The 1670-nt window shown below is 61.4% G+C and carries 1 protein-coding gene; it reads left to right on the top strand.

All coding sequences use genetic code 11. From position 1 onward, the window contains the following. Window positions 1–1520: hypothetical protein (locus tag ACH2EH_RS10975; protein ID WP_395141605.1), on the top strand; the 1520-nt coding region annotated here is incomplete at its 5' end. Between the last annotated feature and the right edge of the window lie 150 nt (window positions 1521–1670).

Below are 1670 nucleotides of genomic sequence, written 5' to 3'. Positions count from 1 at the left end.
TGCGCCAGGAGCTGAGCGCCCTCAAGAGTGGCGATTTTGTTCAGGTGAAGCGCGACAGCCAGGGCCGTGCGTTTGTGATCGAGGCCAGCTACGAGGAGCGGATCGGGGTGATCAAGAGCCTGGAGGCACTGGGCAACCGCTGGATTGCACTCTTTACCGACGGTGCTGCTGCCGAGGTCGAGACCCTCGCCGAGGTGAAGAAGCTGGGCAACCCCTCTAGCCTAAGCGAGGTGAAGATGGGCGAGCGGGTCAGCCTGCGGGTCAATCCAATAACCCATCGCGCCGTCGCTCTGACGGTGCTTGAGGCGGAGAAACCCGTGATTCCCAAGGTTGAGGTGCTCAAGGTAAGCCACAATGTAGGGGGAAAATGGGTCAAAGCAGGCGACACGATTACTTTCGCGGTTGTGGGAACTCCCACAGCCAAGGGCGTGCTCCGCGTCCCCGGTGTGCCTGGCGCGGAGTCGTTGCCTCTTGTGGAAACGACACCGGGCAACTATGTCGCCAACCTCACGATCCCGGCGGGAATCTCGCTCAAGGACACCACTGCTCTGGCAACGCTGATGGTGGACACGCTCTCGTCGCCCACCGTGGCGACGTCGGAGACATTTGCCATTGACGCGATCGGGCCCACGCTGGGAACCTTCACTCCCACGGAGGGCAGCGATCTGACGGATGCTCGCCCGAACTTCACGGGAACCTACTCGGACATGGGCAGTGGCAGCGACCCGCGCAAGATGCAGCTTCTGGTCAATGGCGAGGATGTCACGGTGCGCGCCATCTTCAGCGACACGTTCTTCACCTACCAACCCCAGACCGATTTGGCGCAAGGCACCGTCACCGCCAAGCTTACCGCACGGGACGCTGCCGGAAATGAGACCAGCCGCGAGTGGCGCTTCAGTGTCATTGCCACCGTGATGCTCTCGTCGGTTCTGGCGCTCCCGGATGACCGTCCGCTTAACTTCGGCGATATTCTGACCATCAAGGCCGTGGGCGCGGCGGGCTCCCGTGCGACTTTCTCCCTCGGGGCCAAGGTGAAAGACCAGCCACTCAAAGAGGACTCTCCAGGCATCTATGTCGGCAGCTACACGGTTCAGAAACAAGATGTGATGGTTGCCGCGCCGGTGAGTGTCACAGTCACCGACCTGCGGGGCCGAACCGCCACGCAGAAAGCCGCCAACACCATCACGGTCACGGCGGGGCCGCCCGATATTCCGATCATTGACCAGCCACAAGATGGTGCCAATGTCGGTGGCAGTGTGGTGCTCTCGGGGCGCTGTCTGCCCAATGCCAGCATCAAAGTGACGGTGCGCTACGCGGGCAAGCGTGCCAATATCCTCGCCGCCTCGGGCTTCGTCGGGGAGATCACCACCAAGGCCGACGCCAGTGGCCGCTGGGCCACCGAGCCGATTCTTCTACGCGTCCCCAAGGAGCTAACGGGGCTGATCTTTACCGCCGAGGTCTCCGCCATCGGCACAGGTGGCAAGGGCTCCAGCACCGCGACAATTAAGTTCAAAAAGTAAGAAATGCGAGCGTTCCGAATGCCAGACTGGGCAGTTCCTATCGTCTTTGTACTGGGCTACTTCCTGCTCATGAAGTACGTGCTTCCTCGCTTCGGGCTCACCACCTGAATGTCGGGAGCCTGCTCGGTCGAGCAGAAGAAAGACAAAACC

This window comes from Armatimonas sp. (assembly GCF_043760365.1).
Taxonomy (GTDB): domain Bacteria; phylum Armatimonadota; class Armatimonadia; order Armatimonadales; family Armatimonadaceae; genus Armatimonas.
Note: the sequence above shows the minus strand (reverse complement) of the source record. Positions and strands in the feature narration are given on the sequence as shown.